A 20,991-nucleotide genomic window follows, 5' to 3' on the forward strand; every position below is an offset into this window, starting at 1 on the left:
CCGATTCGGTCACTATAGAAGTCTCTTGCCCGCCACCCGACCGCCGCCCCACAGCGACGTCCCTGCGGGACGGCACCAGTATTTCGCGACGAATCACTGAGGATCGAGTCTTGACTGAGCAGCTGCGACTGATGGCCGTTCACGCCCACCCCGACGACGAGTCGAGCAAGGGCGCGGCCACGATGGCCAAGTACGTGTCCGAGGGGGTGGACGTGCTGGTCGTGACCTGCACGGGAGGCGAGCGCGGCTCCATCCTCAATCCCAAGCTCCAGGGCGACGCGTACATCGAGGAGAACATCCACGAAGTGCGCAAGAAGGAGATGGACGAGGCGCGGGAGATCCTCGGCGTGAGCCAGGAGTGGCTCGGCTTCGTCGACTCCGGCCTGCCGGAGGGCGACCCGCTGCCGCCGCTTCCCGAGGGCTGCTTCGCCCTGGAGGACGTGGAGGCGGCCGCCGGCCGCCTGGTGAAGTCCATCCGCACCTTCCGCCCGCATGTCGTCACGACGTACGACGAGAACGGCGGATACCCGCACCCCGACCACATCATGACCCACAAGATCTCGATGGTGGCCTTCGACGGAGCCGGCGACGCCGAGAAGTTCCCGGAGTCCGAGTTCGGCCCGGTCTGGCAGCCGCAGAAGCTCTACTACAACCAGGGCTTCAACCGTCCCCGTACGGTCGCGCTGCACGAGGCGCTGCTCGAGCGCGGTATGGAGTCCCCGTACGGCGAGTGGCTGGAGCGCTGGAAGGAGTTCCAGCGCGCCGAGCGCACGCTGACCACCTACGTCCCGTGTGCCGACTTCTTCGAGATCCGCGACAAGGCGCTGATCGCGCACGCGACGCAGATCGACCCGGACGGCGGCTGGTTCCGCGTTCCGATGGACATCCAGAAGAAGGTCTGGCCCACGGAGGAGTACGAGCTCGCCAAGTCCCTGGTCGATACCTCCCTCCCCGAGGACGACCTCTTCGCGGGCATCGGCGACAATGCCTGATATGAGCGCAAGCGCAAACCTCGCACTGACGCATCTCGTCCCTCTCGCCAAGGAGGTCGACGACAACAAGGTCACCCCGGGCGTCCTCGGCTTCATCGTCTTCGCGGCGCTGGCCGTGGGCGTATGGCTGCTGATGAAGTCGATGAACCGCCACATGGGCAAGGTCGACTTCGAGGAGGCCCCGGACCCGAAGGCGGACGCCCCCACGGGCGGCAAGGGCAATTCGGGCGCTGCCGCGGCGTGACCGGGCGGGGTGCCCGCGGCGGGCTTTGCCCCCGCCCCTTCCCGAAACCATGGGCCAGGCCCCTGGACCCCGGTACGCCCTCGGGCGGTTGAGGAGCGGGGGGTTCGGGGGCAGTGCCCGGTGAGGGCCCCGCCCGCGAAAGGCCCCGCTCCACCAAGGGCCGCCCCTGCCTACTTCGCCGCAGTCACCGGTACGCCCATCACCTCCCGCGCATGCCGGTTCGGCACCATCCCCAGATGCCAGGCCTGCCAGCCGTCCTCCAGGTGCACGCCCCGCTCCAGCATCACCGCCAGAGCCTCCGCGCAGTCCTCCAGCTTGCCGTCGCGCGACGGGTGCGTCGTCCCCGTCAGCTCGGCCAGCTCCTCCTGGGCCACCACCGTGCCGACCTCGATACCGCCCGGTGAGGCGAACGGCAGCAGCGTGCAGCGCAGGAAGCGCGCCCAGTCCGCGCCGCGATGGTCCTCGTACGAGGTGAACAGCGCCGCCGCCTCGTCGCACAGCGCCAGCGCCTGAGCCGGACGGTTGTTGCCGCCGTCGATCAGCGCCAGCTCCAGAGCGGTCCATGCCTCCCCGTGCGCGACACCGATGCGGTGGAAGTCCGCACGGGCGTCCACCAGAAGCTGGCGGGCGAAGCCGGAATTGCGCAGATTCCCGGTCTGGGCCGCGCGCTGGTCCCTCGTCACCCGGCCCGAGTGGTGGCGGGCACAGGCCAGGCCGTACACATCGCGCATCCGCGAGAACATCGTGCGCGCCCGCTCCAGTTCCCGTACCGCCTGATCGCGGTCGCCACGTTCCTCCAGCGCCTGGCCCAGGTAGTACAGCGTCCACGCCTCACCGCGTGCGTCCTCGTTGTCCCGGTGGCGCGACAGCGCCTGGCGCAGCTGGTCCACCGCCGGGGCCGGATCGCCGTCCACCAGCCGGGCACGCGCCAGCTGGGTCAGCGCCCAGGCCTCGCCGCGGCCGTCGTGGGTACGGCCGTAGGAATCCAGCGCCGTACGCAACTCCTCCTCCGCGCGCGGCACATCGCCCATCCGCAGACACACCTGACCCAGCTGGAAGTGCGTCCACGCCTCGCCGTGCAGCGACTCGCCCTCCCGGTGCAGCCGCAACGCCGTCGCCAGCAGATCCAGCGCCTGGCTGAGATTGGCCCGGTCGCGTTCCACCGCGGCCAGTGCGTGCAGCGACCACGCCCGGTCCTCGGCCTGCTCGTCCGAGGACTGCAGCTCGATCGCCTCGTTGAGCTTCGCCGCGGCCTCGGTCAGATTGCCCTGATGGTGCAGCGTGATGCCGAGGGAACAGAGCGCGAGCGCCGTGCCCGAATCGTTCTGCGCCTCGCGGTAGAGGCCGACGACCGAGGACAGCGTCGTACGCGCCTTGTCGAGCTCGCCGAGCTGGCGGGCCGCGATGCCGGTACGCCACCGTACGGAACGCTCCAGCAGTCCCTGGTCGACAGCCTGTGACAGCTCGCTGATCTCCCCGAGCCGGTACAGGTCGCCGCGCAACAGGCAGTAGTCGCAGAGCGCGCCCAGCAGATTGAGCACAGCCTGTTGGTTCACCCCCTCGGCATGCCGCAGCGCCGAGGTGATGAAGCTCGACTCGTCGTCCAGCCAGCGCAGCGCCGCGTCCAGCGAGGAGAAACCGTGCGCCCCGAACTGGCCCGCACGCGTGGACATCTTGCCGTCCACCATCCGGATCACCGCGCCCGCCAGATCCGCGTAGTTCTGGATCAGCCGCTCCTGAGCCGCCGTACGCTCTGCCGCCTCCTCCTCGTCCAGCAGCCTGGCCCGCGCGAAGGACCGGACGACATCGTGCAGCCGGTAACGACTGGCCCGCACATGATCTATCAGGCCCGCACCGGCCAGCCCCGACAGCAGCCGCTGCGACTCCTGCTCGTCCGTGGCCAGCAGCGCCGCCGCCGCGGCGACGCCCAGCGACGCCCGCCCGGCCAGCGCGAGCCGGCGCAGCAGCCTGCGCGCCTGCTCGGGCTGGTCGGCGTAGCGCAGCCACATCGCCCGCTCGACCGGATCCACCGGACCGTACGCACCAAGATCCGTCGCCAGCTGATGAGCGGTGCGCGCGCCGAGCGACGAACCCGCGATACGCAGCGCCAGCGGCAGCCCGCCGCACAACTCCCGTACCTTGTCGCCCGATTGGGCGTCGTACGGACCCGTCGAAGGATCCTCCGCCGACGCCCGCAGCAGCTCCTCCGCACCCGCCGCGTCCAGCGCCTCCACCGGCAGCTGATGCACCCACGCCGGAATGTCGTCCGGCAGCTCGAGCCGCCTGCGTGCCGTCACCAGCACCAGACTGTCCGAACGCTCCGGCACCAGCGTCCGCACCTGCGCCGCATCGCTCGCATCGTCCAGCACCACCGTCACCGGCAGACCCGTCAGATGCTGGTGGTACAGCTCGCTCAGCCGCCGCACCTGCTGCTCCGCCGACGACCGCTCCCGGAACAGCAGCTGCTCGCGCGGCGCGCCCAGCCGGTTCAGCAGATGCAGCAGCGCATCGCGCGTCGACAGCGGTTGCTCGCCGTCACCACGCAGATCGACGATGCACGCACCGCGGAACTGGTCCTTCAGATGATGCGAGGCCCGCACGGCGAGCGTCGTACGCCCCGCGCCCGCCGCGCCGTACAGCACCACGACCGTCGGTTTGGTCTCCGTCGAAGCACGGGCCGCATGCACCCACTGCGCGATCTGCGACATCTCCTCCCGGCGGCCCGCGAACGGACCCTCCGCTTCCGGCAGATGACCGAACGACTGCTCCAGCACCGACCGCTGGCGCGCCGCCGCACTCCGGTCCGTACCGCGCAGCTGCGGCACCGCGGGCGCCTTCTTCGCCGTGCGGGTGGAGGAGGCCAGCATCCGCTGCTGATCCAGGAACGGGCGAATGCCCCGCACCTCCAGCGCCGTCAGCCACTGCAGCCGCAGCTGCTCGGCACCGCCCGGCTGGCTCAGCGCCCCGGCTCTGCGGTGCGCGGCCGGCCAGTGCGCAGCCGTCACCTTGGCGACGGTGGCCGCGGCCCCGGCGACCGCGACCACGGCCCCGGCACCGAGCGCGGTGGCCGTCGCCGTACCCAGCGCGATGTCCGCACCGATCGCGGCAGCCGCCGCAACGACTGTCACCAGCACGGGAGTCGAGATGTTTCCCCCGCTGAAGCGCTCGGCCAGAGGCTGCTGCCCGGCCTCAGCCTCCGCCAGCGCCTTCTCGTACGCGGCGTACTCCTCGCCCGCGTTCGCCGCCATGCTGTCCAGGGCGGCCCGACCCCGTGCCAGCAGCACACTCGAGTCCGATCGCCCGCCCGAACGCCGTACCTCTTCCTCGACGGCGCGTACCAACAGCCGCTCGGCTTCCGCCCGATGGCTGTCCCGCATGTGCGTCCCCCTCCGAGAGCCCCGGTTTCCGTTCCACTTCTGTTCCGTCGACAAGTGTCCTGCCTGCGGCGCGTCAGCGCGAGAGAGTCCGACGATCAAGTGGCCCCGGCTGCTTCCGCGTTGAGGCTTCCCCGTGGCGGCCCCGGTGGCACGGGGGTTCCTGAGGGGATCTCGCCCGTTCTTGTGAATGTCGGGTGGAGTGCCGAAGAGGACAGGGACGAGCAATGGCGCCCGTATCGGAGTACGCAGGGGCCTCGATCGGTCAGTGGCGTCGGCGTCGGGGCTTGCAATCGTTTACAAGGACTCGCCCCGGTCGGAAGTCTCGGCAAGCACGACCACAGTCAACACCTGGTCGAGCACATGTCTGATCGCGGCGGCCTGGGCTGGCGGAGCTTCTAGGATCTGCGGCATGGCAACACGACTTGTGCAGATCAACATGAAGGCCCAGGACGACTCCGCGCTCGGCCGGTTCTGGGCGGAGGCACTCGGTTGGGGTGTCGACAGCGAGGGACCCGGCGTGACCAACCTCGAACCCGTGGGCTTCGCCTACCCCGACCCCGTGGCCGTCTGCATCGACATCGTCGCCCGCCCGGAACCCAAAACGGTCAAGAACCGCGTGCACCTTGATCTGGCCACCACCTCGACTGCCCATCAAGCGGAGTTGGTCGCGCGCTTGAAGGATCTCGGCGCGACGCTCGCCGACGTGGGGCAGGGCGACGTCCCCTGGACGGTCATGGCCGACCCAGAAGGCAACGAGTTCTGCGTCCTGGAGCCCCGTCCGATCTACCAGGACACCGGGCCGATCGCCGCGGTGGTGGTCGACTGCACTGACCCACGAGGGATGGCCCGGTTCTGGGGCGAGGCGATGGACTGGACGCTGCACGAGGTCACCGACGACCACGCGACCATGCGCTCCGCCAAAGGCGTCGGCCCCTACCTGGAGTTCGTCCGCACCCCCGACACCAAGAGCGTGTGGAACCGCGTCCACCTCGACGTTTGCCCCTACCCCGGTGACGACCTGGCCGCAGAGGCAGCCCGACTGCGCGCCCTGGGCGCCACCAACCCTGATATCGATCAGTCCGCAATCTCCTGGACGGTCCTGGCCGACCCGGAAGGCAACGAGTTCTGCCTCCTCACGCCTCGCTGACCTTGAGCAACGACTCCGGCTGGTTCCGGGGCAGCGGCGAAGACCGCGTGGCGTCAGCCCATGCCACCGGAGACGGGGATGGCGTCCCCGGTGAGCCAACGCGCGTCCTTAGGGGAAAGAAGGCCACGAGCGGGTCGTAGTCGTCATCGTCACGATGACGGCGGCACAGTGGGCGGACCTGACGGCCGCTGTGAAGGCCGGAGAGTACGACGTGATCGCCTGAGAGTAGGTCCCGTGCCGAAGTGCCCCCGGTGTGATGCCGAGTGCCCCACGGACCCGGAGAACGGGTTGCCGTGGTGCGCGCGATGCGGGGCGTTCTTCGGGCTCTCCCTGCCCGCCTGCCGTGGGCTGTGGTGGTGGCGCAGTGCCGCCACTCGTCAGCAGGTCCGGCCGCGCGAGCACTGAGCCGGCACTCCTCCGCCCCGTTTGTGTGCCGCTCCTGTGGCGCATGGGCGGGGCGGAGGCGGGTGCGCAAGGATGGGCATATGCCCAACCGACTCGCGCAGGCCACGTCCCCGTACCTCCTCCAGCACGCGGACAACCCCGTTGACTGGTGGCCATGGGAGACCGACGCGTTCGAAGAAGCCCGGCGGCGCGATGTCCCCGTGTTCTTGAGCGTCGGCTACAGCGCCTGCCACTGGTGTCACGTCATGGCGCACGAGTCCTTCGAGGACGACGACACCGCTGCGTACATGAACGAGCACTTCGTGTCCGTCAAGGTGGACCGCGAGGAGCGCCCCGACGTGGACGCCGTCTACATGGAGGCCGTGCAAGCCGCCACCGGACAGGGCGGCTGGCCCATGTCCGTGTTCATGACGCCGGACGGGGAACCCTTCTACTTCGGCACCTACTTCCCGCCCGAGGCCCGCCATGGCATGCCGTCCTTCCGCCAGGTACTCGAAGGCGTGCACAACGCCTGGACGAGCCGCCGGGACGAGGTGGGGGAAGTCGCGGGGAAGATCACTCGGGACCTTGCCGGGCGGGAGCTGAGCACCGGGGATGCCGGGATGCCCACCGAGGAGACCCAGGCCCTTGCGCTCCTCCAGTTGACTCGGGACATCGACCCCGCGAGCGGCTGGTTCAAGGGAGACACCAAATTCCCGCCGTCGATGGTGATCGAGTTTCTGTTGCGCCACCACGCGCGGGCCGGTTCCGTGGCGGCGCTGGAGATGGCGGAAGGGCTGTGCGGCGCGATGGCCCGTTCGAGCCTGTACGACCAGGTGGGAGGCGGGTTCCACCGGTACGTTCTCACACCGAGGGCTGGTGGACCTTTGGTGCCCCATTTCGAGAAGATGCTCTACGACAACGCGCTGCTGTGCCGGGTGTACGCGCATCTGTGGCGGGCCACGGGGTCGGACCTGGCCCGGCGGGTGGCGCTGGAGACCGCGGACTTCATGGTGCGGGAGCTGCGTACGGCCGAAGGCGGGTTCGCCTCCGCGCTGGACGCCGACAGCGACGACGGTACGGGCAGGCATGTCGAGGGCGCGTTCTACGCGTGGACGCCGCAGCAGCTGTGCGAGGTGCTCGGGGACGAGGACGGCCGGCGGGCCGCCGAGTTCTTCGGGGTGACGGAGGAGGGGACCTTCGAGGAGGGTGCCTCGGTCCTTCGGCTCCCGGACGGTGAAGCGGATGGGGGGATCAGGGAGCGGCTGCTCGCGGCGCGGGCGGAGCGGGCGAGGCCCGGGCGGGACGACAAGGTGGTCGCCGCGTGGAACGGGCTGGCGATCGCCGCGCTGGCGGAGGTCGGGGCGTATTTCGAGCGGCCGGATCTCGTCGAGCGGGCGACCGAGGCGGCCGATCTGCTGGTGCGACTGCACATGGACAGCGGCGCGCGGCTGTCCCGTACGTCCAAGGACGGTCAAGTCGGCGCCAACGCAGGGGTGCTGGAGGACTACGCGGATGTCGCGGAGGGCTTCCTGACGCTGGCGGCGGTGAGCGGCGAAGGGGTGTGGCTGGATTTCGCGGGGTTCCTTCTGGACATTGTCGTCGACCAGTTCGTGGGCGAGGCCGGGGCTTTGTACGACACCGCGCATGACGCGGAGCAGCTGATCCGCCGGCCGCAGGATCCGACGGACAGTGCGACCCCGTCCGGCTGGACGGCAGCCGCCGGGGCCCTGTTGTCCTATGCCGCGCACACCGGCTCGGAGGCCCATCGCACGGCGGCCGAGGGCGCGTTGGGTGTGGTGAAGGCGCTCGCTCCGCGTGCTCCGCGGTTCATCGGCTGGGGGCTCGCGGTCGCCGAGGCCCTGCTGGACGGGCCGCGTGAGGTGGCTGTCGTCGGACCTCAGGACGACCCGGCGACACAGGAGTTGCACCGTACGGCGCTGCTGGCGCCGGCGCCGGGTGCGGTGATCGCGGTGGGGGAGGCGGACAGCGAGGAGTTCCCGTTGCTCAGGGACAGGCCGTTGGTGGGCGGCCGCCCGGCGGCCTACGTCTGCCGGAACTTCACCTGTGACGCCCCTGTCGTGGACGCGTCCGCGCTTGGCCGAAAACTCGCCCATTGACGGTGGAACGCCAGTTTTTATCGGCCGAACACCGGACCTTAACTTTCCGCCAATAGGGTCCTCGGCGCGAGGAGTTGCCGGGCGTGTGCACTGGGGAGTGCCGCGCCGGGTCTGCAACAGGTGTGTCGCCGGCCAGGGGGGTCCTGCTGCCGGGGCGCAGGTCCAAGGGGGGACCTTTCGGTGCTCATATCGGTGTTCATTGCTGCCATTTCCGTGGCGCTTTTCTGGATGGCGGCGTTCACGCTGTGGTGGCAGATGCATGCCTGGCGGACGCCCGAGACGCTTGCGGCGACTCGGTTCGACCGGCCCGACGGCGGTGTCGGACTCTCTTTCTCCCTGCTGCTGCCGGCGCGGCACGAGCAGGCGGTGCTGGACCACACGATCGAGCGGCTGCTGGAATCCAGCCACTCCAACTTCGAGATCATCGTGATCGTCGGGCATGACGATCCGGAGACCGCCGCGGTCGCGGAGCGTTCCGCGGCCCGTGACCCCGTCCGGGTGCGCGTGATCACCGACACCCATGAGGTGAAGAACAAGCCCAAGGCCCTCAACACCGCGCTGCCGCACTGCCGAGGCGACATCGTGGGCGTCTTCGACGCCGAGGACCAGGTGCACCCCGAGCTGCTGGCCCATGTCGACCACGCCTTCACCTCCACGGGTGCGGATGTCGTCCAGGGCGGCGTACAGCTGATCAATTTCCACTCCAGCTGGTACAGCCTGCGCAACTGCCTCGAGTACTTCTTCTGGTTCCGCTCCCGTCTCCATCTGCACGCGCAGAAAGGTTTCATCCCGCTCGGCGGCAACACCGTCTTCGTCCGTACGAAGGTGCTGCGCGAGGCGGACGGCTGGGACCCGAACTGCCTTGCCGAGGACTGCGACCTGGGCGTACGCCTCTCCTCCGTCGGCAAGAAGGTCGTCGTCGCGTACGACAGCGACATGGTCACCCGCGAGGAGACCCCCGGCACCCTGATGAGTCTGCTCAAGCAGCGCACCCGGTGGAACCAGGGCTTTCTGCAGGTCTACCGGAAGAAGGACTGGAAGCAGCTGCCGGGGCGCGGGCAACGGATGCTCGCCCGCTACACCCTGATGACGCCGTTCCTGCAGGCGTTCTCCGGCGTGATCATCCCGGTCAACGCCGCTGTCGCACTCTTTCTCGACGTCCCCGTCGGGATCGCCATCGTGACCTTCCTGCCGCTGATCACGGCGATGGTCACCTTTGTCTTCGAGATCGTCGGGCTGCACGACTTCGGGAAGCAGTACGGACTGCGCGTCCGCACCGGCCACTACCTCAAGCTCATCGTCGGCGGCCCCTTCTACCAGGTACTGCTGGCGGGCGCCGCGGTGCGCGCCGTCTGGCGGGAGCAGCGCGGCCGTAACGAGTGGGAGCTGACCAGTCATGTCGGCGCTCATCTCACCGAGACCCGAGAGGACGTCCACCGGTGACCACCACACTTCCGCCGGCGCCCGACACAGCCGCCGTCCCGCCTGCCGCTGCCTCGTCCGCCGTCGAGGAGTCCCGGCCGGAGGCGCCCGTCCACATACGGCCCGTCATACGGTTCCGCAGCTCGCGCCCCGATCTGCTGCTCTGCGCGGCGCTGTTGGCGGCGATACTGCTCGTCCAGGGCTGGAACATCACGCACTTCCCGACCCTCAGCGACGACGAGGGCACCTATCTCGCACAGGCCTGGGCGGTGCAGCAGGGCGACGGGCTCGCGCACTACACGTACTGGTACGACCATCCGCCGCTCGGCTGGATCCAGATCGCGTTCCTCACCTGGCTGCCGTCGCTCATCGCGCCCGAGACGATGACCGTGGCGTCGATGCGCTTCGCGATGCTGCTGGTCAGCGCGGCGTGCGCGGTGCTCCTCTATGTACTGGCGCGCAGGCTGTTCCTGCCGCGCTGGGCGGCCGGCCTGGCCATGCTCCTCTTCGGCCTTTCCCCCCTCTCCGTGGTCCTGCAGCGTGAGATCTTCCTGGACAACATCGCGGTGATGTGGATGCTGCTGGCGTTCTGCCTGGCCGCGTCCCCGAGCCGCCATCTGTGGCACCACTTCGCCGCCGGTCTCGCCGCAGCGACCTCCGTACTCACCAAGGAAACGATGCTGGTGGTGCTGCCGGCGCTGCTGGTGACGATGTGGCGGCACAGTCATCGCGACACCCGTAAGTACGCGGTGACCGGAGCGATAACGGCCTGCGCGCTGATAGGTCTGTCGTATCCACTTTTCGCGCTGCTCAACAATGAGCTGTTCCCGGGACCCGGCCATGTGTCGCTGATCGACGGGATCACGTACCAGATGGGCCGCGAGGGTTCCGGATCGATCTTCGACCCGGGCTCCGGTTCGCACGGCGTCTTCCGGTCCTGGCTCTACTACGACCGGGTACTGCCGCTCGGCGGTCTCGCGGGCGCGGCGTTGCTGCTGGTCACGCTGCGCTGGTCGGTCACCGCACGGGCGCTCGCCGGACCTTCGCTGGTGGTGGCGATCCTCGCCCTGGTCGCGATGCGCCCCTCCGGCTATCTGCCGGCGATGTACGTCATCCAGGCGCTGCCGTTCCTGGCGCTGGTCCTCGCGGGCGGCACGGCGAGCGTCGCGCACGCGGTGCTGCGGCGGGATTTCCGGCCTCTTTGGCGGCTGAGGTGGGGGGACCACCAGGGTGCAGCGGGACGGGTCCGGGGCGAAGCCCCGGCGCAGCGCCCGCGGCTGGGGACCGGCATCCGCTGGGCCGTCGCCGGGATCCTCGCGGTGGCCGCGGCCGCCTACGTCGTGCCGCGCTGGTACGACGGCAACCGCGCCGCCCTGACCGTCGACGCCAACGGCCCCTACCGGGCCGCCGCTTCCTGGCTCCAGGACGAGATGCCCGACCCGTCGTCGGCCCGGGTCCTGGTCGACGACGCGCTCTGGCTGGACCTGGTGCACGACGGTTTCGAGCCCGGCACCGGCGCCATCTGGTTCTACAAGGCCGACCTCGACCCGGCGGTGACGAAGACGATGCCGCGTGGCTGGCGGGACCTCGACTATGTCGTGTCGTCGCCGACCGTCCGACGTGACGCCGTCGATCTGCCCAACGTCAAGGCGGCACTGGAGCATTCGAAGCCGGTCGCCGTCTTCGGCGACGGCGAGGACCGGATCGAGATCCGCCGTATCGCTGGAGGCGCCCGATGACCACACCCCGTACAGGCGCGGAGGAGCTCGGCGATCCGGAACTCAGCGGCGCCCAGCTCGCCGAGCCCGGTGCCGTCACCATCATCATCCCCACCTTCAACGAATCGGGAAATGTACGGGAGTTGCTTCGCCGGCTCACCGATTCGGTGCCGTCCCGGCTGCCCTGCGAGGTCGTCTTCGTCGACGACTCCACGGACGACACCCCGGACGTGATCCGCAGCGCCGCGCAGGACTGTCCGTTTCCCGTCACCCTGCTGCACCGCGAAACGCCGGTCGGCGGGCTCGGCGGCGCCGTCGTCGAGGGCATCAAGTCCGCGGGCTCCGACTGGATCGTGGTCATGGACGCCGACCTCCAGCATCCGCCCGCGCTGGTGCCCGAACTGGTGGCGGCGGGCGAGCGGTCGGGCGCCGATCTCGTCGTCGCCAGCCGCTATATCCGAGGCGGCAGCCGCGCGGGCCTCGCCGGCGGCTATCGCATCGCCGTTTCGCGCGGTGCGACCTGGCTGGCCAAGGGGCTCTTCCCGGGCCGGCTGCGCGGTATCAGCGACCCGATGAGCGGCTTCTTCGCGATCCGCCGCCATGTGGTGACAGCCGATGTGCTGAAGCCGCTCGGCTACAAGATCCTGCTGGAGCTGGCCGTACGGTGCCGTCCCGAGAAGGTCGCGGAGGTGCCGTTCGTCTTCCAGGACAGATTCGCCGGCGAGTCCAAGTCGACCGCGAAGGAGGGGCTGCGGTTCCTCGGGCATCTCGTTGCGCTGCGTACGGCCGCTCCGGCGGCGCGGATGCTGGCTTTCGGGCTGATCGGGCTCACCGGCTTCGTACCGAATCTGCTCGGGCTGCATCTGCTGACGGCCGCCGGAATGCACTATCTGCCGGCCGAGATCGTGGCCAACCAGTTCGGCGTCGGGTGGAACTTCCTCCTCATCGAGGTGCTGTTGTTCCGGGACCGGCGCGGGCACCGGCACTGGGCGGACCGGGCGGGACGCTTCGCGCTGCTCGCCAACGCCGATCTGCTGTTGCGCATTCCGCTGATCGCGCTGTTCGTGGGCCGCCTCGAGATGGCCGTGCTGCCCGCGACCACTCTGGCGCTGCTGACCACGTTCGTCCTGCGGTTCGCGGCTACGGAGGCGCTGGTGTACCTGCCGCGCAAGGGCCGTGTCGGGACCACCCGGCCCCAGTAGTCCGTCCTTGACCGCCGGACGGGGCTTCCTGCACGCCCGTCCGGCTGGGGACAGCACAGAAAGGGATCTGCCCATGCTTTCAACGATCCGGAGAGGGCGCCGGCGCCCGGCCGCACTGCTGGGCGTCGGCACAATGACCGCCGCGCTGCTGATATCCGCTCCGCAGCCCGCCTCCGCCGGAGCCAACCTGATAACCAACCCCGGTTTCGAGGCGGCCGGTCCGGCCGGTACGGCGGACATGCCCGCCTGCTGGGAGAAGTCCGGCTGGGGCGACAACGACTTCACCTTCGAGACCGTGGCCGACGCGCACTCCGGCAGCAAGGCGATGAAGGTGTCGCTGAGCCGCCGCGTGGACGGCGACCGCAAGGCGATGATCACCGAGAACGTGACGTGTGCGCCCAAGGTGAAGCCGGAGAGCCAGTACGACCTCTCGCTCTGGTACAAGAGCACCACTCCCGACACGTCCGTCACCCTCTTCCGCCACGACACGACACTCGGCTGGCAGTACTGGACGGACCTCAAGGCCCTCCCGATGAGCGGCGGTTACGAGCGCGCCGAGGTCCGCACGCCCGCCGTGCCGCCGCATACCGACCAGATCACCTGGGGTGTGTCGGTCTACGGCACCGGCTCGGTCACCACCGACGACTACGTCATGGAGGAAGTGACAGCGCCCGCTCCGGAGCCCCAGTGCACGGCGACACCTCAGGAGTGCGCCATGGGCCGCTGGGAGGTCCTGCCGGTGCAGAACCCGGTGCGGTCCATGCACTCCGTGGTCCTGCGCAACGGCAAGGTGCTGGTCATCGCCGGCTCCGGGAACGACCAGGCGCAGTTCGAGGCGGGCACCTTCACCTCGGCCGTCTACGACCCGGCGTACGGTACCTTCAGGACCATCCCCACGCCGGTGGACATGTTCTGTTCCGGGCATGTGCAGCTGCAGGACGGCAAGGTCCTGGTGATGAGCGGCAACAAGGGCTATCCGTCGGCCGACGGCAGGATCGGCTACCAGGGGCTGAAGGACTCGTACATCTTCGACCCGGCGACCGAGATGTACACCAGGACGAACGACATGAACGGCGGGCACTGGTATCCGTCGGCGACGGTCCTCGGCAATGGCGATGTCATCTCCTTCGGCGGTCTGAAGGAGGACTCCACCGGCAATGTGACGGCCGAGAAGTTCTCGGCGGCGCAGAACAGGTGGCTGCCGATGAACGAGGTCAACCAGACATGGTCGTACTGGGGTCTGTATCCGTCGATGATCCTGATGCAGGACGGCCGGCTCTTCTACTCCGGCAGCCATGTCTTCGGCAACGGAACGCAGGGCTCCGGTGCCTCGATCTACGACTACACCGCCAACACGATCACCGATGTGCCCGGTCTGCAGAACAAGGACCAGCGCGACGAGTCGGCGAGCGTGCTACTGCCGCCGGCCCAGGACCAGCGCGTCCTGACGATGGGCGGTGGCAACAACGAGACCAACCCGGCGGCCAACCGTCTGACCGACATCATCGATCTGAAGAGCCCCAACCCGGTGTATACCAACGGTCCGTTGCTGCCGCAGGGCCAGGTCGACCAGGGGCAGGGCAAGCGTCCGCAGTCGGGCGCCGAGGGCAAGATGTTCGTCTCCGCCGTGCTGCTCCCGGACGGAAAGGTGCTGGAGACGGGGGGCGGTCTGCACGACCGGGCCGATCCGGTGTACGAGGCGTCGTTCTTCGACCCGGTGAGCAATACGTACGAGCAGGGCCTGGCGACGGACCCGATCCCGCGTACGTATCACTCCGGGTCCTTCCTGCTGCCGGACGGGCGGGTGATGTCCGTCGGCGACAACCCGGGCAACGGCACGTACAACCACAATGTGTCGGTCTACACCCCGCCGTATCTGCTCAAGGGCGCGCGGCCGAGTATCACTTCGGTGATCGACGGGCAGTGGACGTACGGGGACACGCAGCGGATCACGGTCGACCGGCCCATCGCCAAGGCGGAGCTGATCCGGCCGGCGGCGGTGACACACTCCTCCGACCCCAACCAGCGGTTCGTGGATCTGCCGATGACGGTCGACGGCAACAACATCGACCTCAATGTCACCAGCAACCCGAATCTGGCGCCGCCCGGCTGGTACATGCTCTTCGCGGTCGACGCGAACGGCGTTCCGTCGGTGGCCCAGTGGGTGCATCTCGGGGGACCGGCGGCGCCGGCCGCGGACGCGCCGTCCGCGCATGTCCACGATTTCGCGGGCGCGCCGGCACAGGCGCCCAAGAAGGCTCAGAAGAAGCGGAGTTCGATATCGGTGAGTCCGCAGATCGCGGGCTGCGACCGGCACTACGGCACGGCCGGAGTATGTGTTCCCACGGTCTTTCCGAGGGCGGTGAAGGCGGGGACGGCGGCGCGGTGTGAGTGGCTTTCGGCGCATGACTACGGCCGCTTGAAGGTCAACGGCAAGGACGATCCCCTGGGGCTCGACCCGGACAGGGACGGTCTCGCGTGCGGCAAGGGCGACCGGGCCGGCCGTTGATCCCGGGCGCGGGGCCGGACGAGCCCCGGCGGTGTGAGGGGCGGGGCTCGGGGCGGAGCGCCGGCGGCTAGAGCGTCAGCCCGCCCTTGACCGTGGTCAGCGCGCGGTCCACCAGGACGATCAGCGCGTCCTGGTGGTCGCGCGCGGCCCAGTACAGCACCACCTCGCGCAGCGCCCCGAGCACGGCCGCCGTGAAGATCCGTACGTCCAGGTCGTCGCGGTCGCGGCCGGTTCGGTCGGCCAGCGCGTGGACCAGCAGTTCCGAGGTGTTGGCCATGGTCTCGGTCATCCTGGCCCGCACCGCAGGGACTTCGACCATCAGCCTGGTGCGCTGGACGACCTCCTCGCGCTCCTCGTGGATGAAGGTCCGCAGACCGTGCGTCATCACATGCCGGATCGACTCCAGCGGGTCCTCACCGGCCGGTCTGGCCCGCAGTGCCGCTTCCATGACCGGGCCGTACTCGTCGGTGAGGACGATGTCCTCCTTGGTCGGGAAGTAGCGGAAGACCGTGGAGGGCGAGACCTCGGCGGCTGCCGCGATCTGCTCGACGGTGGTCGCCTCGTACCCCTGCCGGGCGATGAGACCGAAGGTCGCCTGCCGGATCGCGGTCCGCGTCTTGAGCTTCTTGCGCTCGCGCAGCCCCAGCTGTGGCTGCGCCGGGGCGACGGACGAGTCGCGCAAGGGGTTACGTGTGGTGGCGGCCATGGTCGTCATTGTCGTGCATCGACGTCGTGCATCGATGTCGTGCGCCGACCGGGGCGGCGGGTCCCGAAGAGTCGATGTCATATGACAGCAGCTCTCCAAAGACGGTCGATGTCAGGAAAAAGGCCGTGGCGGCGATGCCACGGCCAGGGCCGTAAGAGTGAGGGGGAGGAGCGGTCGGCGCTACTTCTCGGACACGCCCCTAGTGCCGGCAGGCGACTAGTGCTGGTAGGCGACCATCGAGATGCCCACGTAGTGCACGACGAACGCCGCGAGGGTGAGGGAGTGGAAGACCTCGTGGAAGCCGAACCAGCTCGGTGACGGGTTCGGCCGCTTGATTCCGTAGATCACGCCGCCCGCGCTGTAGAGCAGTCCGCCGACAATCACGCAGACGAGCACGGCGATCCCGCCGGCCCGCATGAAGTCCGGCAGGAAGAAGACCGCCGCCCACCCCATCGCGATGTAGCAAGGGGTGTAGAGCCAGCGCGGGGCGCCGACCCAGAAGACCCGGAACGCTATGCCCGCCACGGCCGCCACCCAGACGGCCCACAGCAGCGTCCGACCGGTGGAATCGGGGAGGAGGAGCATCGTCAGCGGGGTGTAGGTGCCCGCGATGATCAGGAAGATATTGGCGTGGTCGAGCCGTCGCAGTACGGCTTCGCCGCGCGGGCCCCAGGTGCCGCGGTGGTAAATCGCGCTGACGCCGAAGAGCAGGCACGCTGTGAAGACGTAGATCGCGCAGGCCACCCGGGCGCGGGTGGAGTCGGCGAGTGCCGTGAGCACCAGCCCCGCGACAAGCACGGCGGGAAACATCCCGGCGTGCAGCCAGCCGCGCAGCCTCGGTTTCACCGGGGTGGGCTCGATCTCGGTCACTTCGGGCGCGGCAGAGGTCATGGCGAAGATGTTACCTACGGAACCGTAGGTAACGGGCCCCTTCCCGCCAGGCTCACAGCGGTTGGGCTCGAGCCCGCTCCGGGTTCGCGGCCCGGTTCCCACCTCCTGGTTCGAGGTTTCGAGTGACGAGTGGCGATGCTCACGTGAGAGGTCCTCTGGACATATGGGCACACTGCACCGATCATCAGATGAGTGCGGTCGGCACCGGATGAGCGGGCTACGAAGCATCCGGGTCGCAGCCCCCACGGGGCAACAACCTTCAAACCCCTCACTTAGGAGCGATCGTGGCGCGCGACATCGCGGCTCCCGGCACCGTCCCCACCAATCACCAGGAGCTCGTCTCCTGGGTCGACGAGATCGTTGCACTCACGGAGCCGGACAGCGTCGTCTGGTGTGACGGGTCCGAGGCCGAGTACGAGCGCCTGTGCGAGGAGCTCGTCGCCAAGGGCACGTTCAAGAAACTGGACCCGATCAAGCGCCCGAACTCGTACTACGCCGCGTCCGACCCGAGCGATGTCGCACGTGTCGAGGACCGCACCTTCATCTGCTCCGAGAAGGAGGAGGACGCGGGCCCCACGAACCACTGGAAGGCTCCCGCGGAGATGAAGGACATCTTCGCCGGCGAGAAGGGCATCTTCCGCGGCTCGATGCGCGGGCGGACCATGTACGTCGTGCCGTTCTGCATGGGACCGCTGGGCTCGCCGCTCTCCGCGATCGGCGTCGAGATCACCGACTCCGCGTACGTCGCCGTCTCCATGCGGACGATGACACGCATGGGCCGGCCGGTGCTGGACGAGCTCGGCACCGACGGCTTCTTCGTCAAGGCCGTCCACACCCTCGGCGCCCCGCTCGCCGAGGGCGAGGCCGATGTGCCGTGGCCCTGCAACTCCACCAAGTACATCTCGCACTTCCCGGAGACCCGCGAGATCTGGTCGTACGGCTCCGGCTACGGCGGCAACGCCCTGCTCGGCAAGAAGTGCTACGCGCTGCGCATCGCGTCCGTCATGGCGCGCGACGAGGGCTGGCTCGCCGAGCACATGCTGATCCTCAAGCTCACTCCGCCGCAGGGCCCGTCAAAGTACGTCGCGGCCGCCTTCCCGTCCGCGTGCGGCAAGACCAACCTCGCCATGCTGGAGCCGACCATCTCCGGCTGGACCGTGGAGACCATCGGCGACGACATCGCCTGGATGCGCTTCGGCGAGGACGGCCGGCTGTACGCGATCAATCCGGAGGCCGGTTTCTTCGGCGTCGCGCCCGGCACCGGTGAGCACACCAACGCCAACGCCATGAAGACCCTGTGGGGCAACGCCGTCTTCACCAACGTCGCGCTGACGGATGACAACGACATCTGGTGGGAGGGCATGACCGAGGAGGCGCCGGCGCACCTCACGGACTGGAAGGGCAACGACTGGACCCCGGCGTCCGAGACCCCGGCGGCCCACCCGAACGCCCGCTTCACCGTGCCGGCTTCGCAGTGCCCGATCGCCGCACCCGAGTGGGAGGACCCGAAGGGTGTGCCGATCTCGGCGATCCTCTTCGGCGGCCGCCGCGCCTCCGCCGTGCCGCTGGTGACGGAGTCCTTCGACTGGAACCACGGTGTCTTCCTCGGTGCGAATGTCGCCTCCGAGAAGACCGCAGCCGCCGAGGGCAAGGTCGGCGAGCTGCGCCGCGACCCGTTCGCGATGCTGCCGTTCTGCGGTTACAACATGGGCGACTACATGGCCCACTGGATCAAGGTCGGCCAGGCTGCGACGTCCAGGGGCGACGCCGCCAAGCTGCCGAAGATCTACTACGTCAACTGGTTCCGCAAGAACGACTCGGGCAAGTTCGTGTGGCCGGGCTTCGGCGAGAACAGCCGCGTACTGAAGTGGATCGTGGAGCGCCTGCAGGGCAAGGCCGAGGGCGTCGAGACGCCGATCGGCGTCCTGCCGACGCGTGAGGCGCTCGACACGGACGGCCTCGAACTGCCGGAGGCCGACCTCGACTTCCTGCTCAAGGTCGACAAGGAGGTGTGGCGCGAGGAGGCCGCTCTGGTCCCCGAGCACCTCAACACCTTCGGTGACCACACGCCGAAGGAACTGTGGGACGAGTACCGCGCGCTGGTCGCCCGTCTCGGCTGAGCGGAGCCGAAGTCGAACGGCTGAAGAAACGTCGCGGCGGATCCTCCAGACATCCGCCCTGACCTGTGGGGTCACACAGGTCCGCCGCGTCCCCGGCCCCCGGAGCCCCCTCACGGCTCCGGGGGCCGGACTCTTTCCCACGGACTCCTCGCAAACTGCCCCTTCGGGCCCGATCAGCCGGACGTCACAGCCGAGGGTCTCGAAGACCCCTTCGGGCGCGGCAGGGTGGTGGCCGTGGGGTCACAGGCCGTGCCGGCGGTCGCCGAGCACGCGCTCGCACACGTCACGCTCCAACTGCGGCGAGAAGGGGGAGCGACGGGCGGCAACAGCCCGGCGGGTCTCCTCGGCGATCAGGTCGGCGTTGATCGCCGCGGCGGCGCGCACGCCCGCACCGGCGGCACCGACAACCTGCTCGATCAGGCTGGTGACGTTGCCGGCCACCCACACTCCGGGCACCGCGGTCGCCCCTGTCGGGTCGGCGGCGATGTAGCTGCCGATGACATGGCCGCCCATCTCCTGCTCGACGGCCGCGAGTCCGAGGCCGGTGAGGACGGCTGTGCGGGCGGTGAAGCGCGGGACGACCGCGAGAGCCTGGCAGGGGAACTCCCGGCCGCCGGCCAGCCGCACACCGGTGAGGCGGTCGCCGGTCACCTCCAGGCGGGTCACCTCGCCGTCGACGACGGCGATGTCGCGGGCGGCGAGTTGCTCGTACTCCTCCTCGCCCGGTTCCGGCGCGGTGTGCAGAAAGAGGGTCACGTCCTTGCTCCACTGGCGCCACAGCAGTGCCTGGTGGACGGCGAAGGGGCCGGTCGCCAGGATGCCGATGGCCTGGTCGCATACCTCCCAGCCGTGGCAGTACGGGCAGTGCAGCACCTCCCGTCCCCACCGCTCGGCCACGCCGGGAACGTCGGGCAGCTCATCGACCAGGCCGGTGGTCACCAGCAGCCGCTCCGCCAGGACCGTGCCGCCGCTGTCGAGGACGACGCGGAAGCCCCCCGACGTGCACCGCTCGGCGGCCACGACGGTGCCCGTCCGGATCACGCCGCCGTACCCGGTCACCTCCGCGCGGCCCGCGGCCAGCAGTTCCGCGGGCGGGGTGCCTTCGCGCGCCAGATAGGTGTGGACTCCGGCCGCCGGGGCGTTGCGCGGCTGACCGGCGTCGACCACCAGTACCGAGCGCCGCGCCCGCGCCAGGGTCAGCGCCCCGCTCAGTCCCGCGGCACCGCCCCCGACGACCACGACCTCGTAGCGCCGCTCCTCGTCCGTGGAAGCGGCGGCCGGAATCTGCTCGTTCTGTCTCGTCATGTCGCTTACCTCCGTTCACCGGAGATCGTCGGTCCGCGTCAGGCAACTTGACAAACCTTCTTGCCGAAGCGGCAAATGGGGAAATGGCTGACGACGACATTCCCGGCGTGCTGAGCGCGGTCGGCCCGCGGCTGCGGGCCCTGCGGCGCGACCGCGGCACCACCCTGGCCGAGCTGAGCGAGGCGACCGGCATCTCGCTCAGCACCCTCTCGCGACTGGAGTCGGGGAAGCGCAAACCGACCCTGGAACTCCTGCTCCCGCTGGCCAAGGCACACAACGTGCAACTGGACGAACTCGTGGGCGCGCCACCCACCGGCGACCCCCGTGTCCACCCGCGCCCCTTCACCAGGCACGGCCAGACCTTTGTGCCACTGACCCGCCACCTCGGCGGCCTGCATGCCTACAAGCAGATCCTTCCCGTCGCAAAGCAGACGGGCGTACGGCCCGAGCAGCGGACGCACGAGGGCTACGACTGGCTCTACGTCCTGTCCGGCCGACTGCTGCTGGCCCTGGGTGAGGACGACATCGTCCTCACCGCGGGCGAGGCAGCCGAATTCGACACGCGCACTCCCCACGGCTTCGCCAACGCCGGACCTCGGCCCGTCGAGTTCCTCAGCCTGTTCGGGGCGCAGGGCGAGCGGATACACGTCCGGGCCCGCCCCGCCGGCAGGTGACCGGTGGCGGCCCGGCGGCCCGTGGTTCCCGGGCGAGGCCGGCTTCCTGGTCCTGCGCGGGCCGATCCTGCTCGGCGCGTCGCTCGCGCCGGGCGCGGATCGTGGGTGTGCGACATGCCGGAGCCCTTCCCGCCGCGGCGGGAAGGGCTCCGGCATGTCGTGGAGGCTGCGGACAGTTGG

The 20,991-nt window shown here is 69.4% G+C and carries 14 protein-coding genes; 10 read left to right on the plus strand and 4 right to left on the minus strand.

Annotated elements, in window-relative coordinates:
• The first annotated feature begins 110 nt into the window (after window positions 1–110).
• Together mca and OG966_RS25820 are read left to right on the plus strand one after the other, a co-directional pair.
• Window positions 111–992, plus strand: a complete 882-nt coding sequence (gene mca, locus OG966_RS25815; RefSeq protein ID WP_326652242.1) for a mycothiol conjugate amidase Mca — start codon at window positions 111–113, stop codon at window positions 990–992.
• Window positions 985–1,236, plus strand: a complete 252-nt coding sequence (locus tag OG966_RS25820; RefSeq protein WP_326652243.1) for a hypothetical protein — start codon at window positions 985–987, stop codon at window positions 1,234–1,236. The genes mca and OG966_RS25820 overlap by 8 nt, the downstream gene beginning before the upstream one ends.
• A gap of 170 nt (window positions 1,237–1,406) precedes the next feature.
• On the opposite strand, the gene OG966_RS25825 is transcribed toward OG966_RS25820, so the two are convergent.
• Complete coding sequence (locus tag OG966_RS25825; protein ID WP_326652244.1) at window positions 1,407–4,613, minus strand: tetratricopeptide repeat protein; 3,207 nt, start codon at window positions 4,611–4,613, stop codon at window positions 1,407–1,409.
• A 409-nt stretch (window positions 4,614–5,022) separates the two neighbouring features.
• On the opposite strand from OG966_RS25825, the gene OG966_RS25830 reads away from it, so the two are divergent.
• The 6 genes from OG966_RS25830 (at window position 5,023) to OG966_RS25855 (ending at window position 15,115) form a co-directional block, all read left to right on the plus strand.
• On the plus strand, window positions 5,023–5,760 hold the full coding sequence (locus tag OG966_RS25830; protein ID WP_326652245.1) for a VOC family protein: 738 nt from the start codon (window positions 5,023–5,025) through the stop codon (window positions 5,758–5,760).
• 485 nt (window positions 5,761–6,245) lie between these two features.
• Entirely contained in the window at window positions 6,246–8,264 is a 2,019-nt protein-coding gene (locus OG966_RS25835; protein ID WP_326652246.1) for a thioredoxin domain-containing protein, read from the plus strand.
• Between the two features lie 228 nt (window positions 8,265–8,492).
• On the plus strand, window positions 8,493–9,707 hold the full coding sequence (locus OG966_RS25840) for a glycosyltransferase (RefSeq protein WP_326655371.1): 1,215 nt from the start codon (window positions 8,493–8,495) through the stop codon (window positions 9,705–9,707).
• Window positions 9,704–11,425, plus strand: a complete 1,722-nt coding sequence (locus tag OG966_RS25845) for an ArnT family glycosyltransferase (RefSeq protein WP_326652247.1) — start codon at window positions 9,704–9,706, stop codon at window positions 11,423–11,425. The genes OG966_RS25840 and OG966_RS25845 overlap by 4 nt, the downstream gene beginning before the upstream one ends.
• A complete protein-coding gene (locus OG966_RS25850; RefSeq protein ID WP_326652248.1) occupies window positions 11,422–12,606 on the plus strand; it encodes a glycosyltransferase in 1,185 nt (394 codons plus the stop codon). The genes OG966_RS25845 and OG966_RS25850 overlap by 4 nt, the downstream gene beginning before the upstream one ends.
• Window positions 12,607–12,679: 73 nt before the next feature.
• Window positions 12,680–15,115 (plus strand): galactose oxidase-like domain-containing protein, encoded by a 2,436-nt coding sequence (locus tag OG966_RS25855; protein ID WP_326652249.1) that lies wholly within the window; start codon window positions 12,680–12,682, stop codon window positions 15,113–15,115.
• Between the two features lie 67 nt (window positions 15,116–15,182).
• Here the strand turns inward: OG966_RS25855 and OG966_RS25860 are convergent, their stop codons facing one another.
• Window positions 15,183–15,821 carry a TetR/AcrR family transcriptional regulator gene (locus tag OG966_RS25860; RefSeq protein WP_326652250.1) on the minus strand — a complete coding sequence of 213 codons (639 nt, stop codon included), beginning with the start codon at window positions 15,819–15,821 and terminating at the stop codon, window positions 15,183–15,185.
• A 216-nt stretch (window positions 15,822–16,037) separates the two neighbouring features.
• Entirely contained in the window at window positions 16,038–16,712 is a 675-nt protein-coding gene (gene trhA, locus OG966_RS25865) for a PAQR family membrane homeostasis protein TrhA (protein WP_326652251.1), read from the minus strand.
• A gap of 284 nt (window positions 16,713–16,996) precedes the next feature.
• On the opposite strand from trhA, the gene OG966_RS25870 reads away from it, so the two are divergent.
• The gene (locus OG966_RS25870) at window positions 16,997–18,832 is read left to right on the plus strand and encodes a phosphoenolpyruvate carboxykinase (GTP) (RefSeq protein ID WP_326652252.1); all 1,836 of its coding nucleotides are present in this window, start codon (window positions 16,997–16,999) and stop codon (window positions 18,830–18,832) included.
• A 240-nt stretch (window positions 18,833–19,072) separates the two neighbouring features.
• Here the strand turns inward: OG966_RS25870 and OG966_RS25875 are convergent, their stop codons facing one another.
• On the minus strand, window positions 19,073–20,137 hold the full coding sequence (locus OG966_RS25875; protein WP_326652253.1) for an NAD(P)/FAD-dependent oxidoreductase: 1,065 nt from the start codon (window positions 20,135–20,137) through the stop codon (window positions 19,073–19,075).
• Window positions 20,138–20,220: 83 nt separating this feature from the next.
• On the opposite strand from OG966_RS25875, the gene OG966_RS25880 reads away from it, so the two are divergent.
• The gene (locus OG966_RS25880) at window positions 20,221–20,811 is read left to right on the plus strand and encodes a helix-turn-helix domain-containing protein (RefSeq protein ID WP_326652254.1); all 591 of its coding nucleotides are present in this window, start codon (window positions 20,221–20,223) and stop codon (window positions 20,809–20,811) included.
• Window positions 20,812–20,991: the final 180 nt, after the last annotated feature.

Source organism: Streptomyces sp. NBC_01750 (genome assembly GCF_035918095.1).
In the GTDB taxonomy this organism is placed as follows: Bacteria; Actinomycetota; Actinomycetes; order Streptomycetales; family Streptomycetaceae; genus Streptomyces.

Bases quoted from the DNA above. Each gene is read 5' to 3' on its own strand.
- OG966_RS25830 (WP_326652245.1), top strand. From the start codon at position 5,023: ATGGCAACACGACTTGTGCAGATCAACATGAAGGCCCAGGACGACTCC.
- OG966_RS25860 (WP_326652250.1), bottom strand. From the start codon at position 15,821: ATGGCCGCCACCACACGTAACCCCTTGCGCGACTCGTCCGTCGCCCCG.
- OG966_RS25855 (WP_326652249.1), top strand. From the start codon at position 12,680: ATGCTTTCAACGATCCGGAGAGGGCGCCGGCGCCCGGCCGCACTGCTG.
- trhA (WP_326652251.1), bottom strand. From the start codon at position 16,712: ATGACCTCTGCCGCGCCCGAAGTGACCGAGATCGAGCCCACCCCGGTG.
- OG966_RS25825 (WP_326652244.1), bottom strand. From the start codon at position 4,613: ATGCGGGACAGCCATCGGGCGGAAGCCGAGCGGCTGTTGGTACGCGCC.
- OG966_RS25820 (WP_326652243.1), top strand. From the start codon at position 985: ATGCCTGATATGAGCGCAAGCGCAAACCTCGCACTGACGCATCTCGTC.
- OG966_RS25840 (WP_326655371.1), top strand. From the start codon at position 8,493: ATGGCGGCGTTCACGCTGTGGTGGCAGATGCATGCCTGGCGGACGCCC.
- OG966_RS25880 (WP_326652254.1), top strand. From the start codon at position 20,221: ATGGCTGACGACGACATTCCCGGCGTGCTGAGCGCGGTCGGCCCGCGG.
- OG966_RS25835 (WP_326652246.1), top strand. From the start codon at position 6,246: ATGCCCAACCGACTCGCGCAGGCCACGTCCCCGTACCTCCTCCAGCAC.
- OG966_RS25850 (WP_326652248.1), top strand. From the start codon at position 11,422: ATGACCACACCCCGTACAGGCGCGGAGGAGCTCGGCGATCCGGAACTC.
- OG966_RS25875 (WP_326652253.1), bottom strand. From the start codon at position 20,137: ATGACGAGACAGAACGAGCAGATTCCGGCCGCCGCTTCCACGGACGAG.